Here is a 477-nt window from a genome sequence, read left to right on the forward strand (position 1 = left end):
GTTTCTCAACTAATTTTCAAGGAAGCCCTAGTTATACATAAAAAGCATATGCATTTAATTGAAAGAGCGTGATTGCTTCTGTTTTGGAATATTTCCTCTGTCCGTGCTACCGAAAGGGCAAGCTTTACCAAACTTTCAAAAGTTTAGTAAAGCCGTGGTTTAGTTCTGCCGGCTTGCATACGCAATCAATTTGAACCGCGGCCCTTTCTCTGCTTTAAGCTGATTTCTTCCCTCCCAGCATCAGAATGCTGTTAATGTTGATTTCGGTGATGTACTTCGTTTCACCGCTACCGGTTTCGTACGAGCGGTGGATGAGTTTGCCTTCAATGGCTACCTCCTGTCCTTTCTTTAAATATTGGGCGGCAACCTCACCGGGTCTTCCCCAGGCTACCATATTATGCCATTGGGTATCTTCGATTCTTTCTCCCCGGGAGTTATAATAACTTTCTGATGTGGCAATAGAAAATGTAGCCACGG

At 43.8% G+C, this 477-nt stretch carries 1 protein-coding gene; it reads right to left on the minus strand.

What is annotated here, in order from left to right; translation table 11 throughout:
- Positions 1-214: 214 nt before the first annotated feature.
- On the minus strand, positions 215-477 hold a 263-nt coding region (locus tag E1163_RS00090; RefSeq protein WP_155168510.1), incomplete at its 5' end, for a single-stranded DNA-binding protein.

Source organism: Fulvivirga kasyanovii (assembly GCF_009711405.1).
GTDB lineage: Bacteria > Bacteroidota > Bacteroidia > Cytophagales > Cyclobacteriaceae > Fulvivirga > Fulvivirga kasyanovii.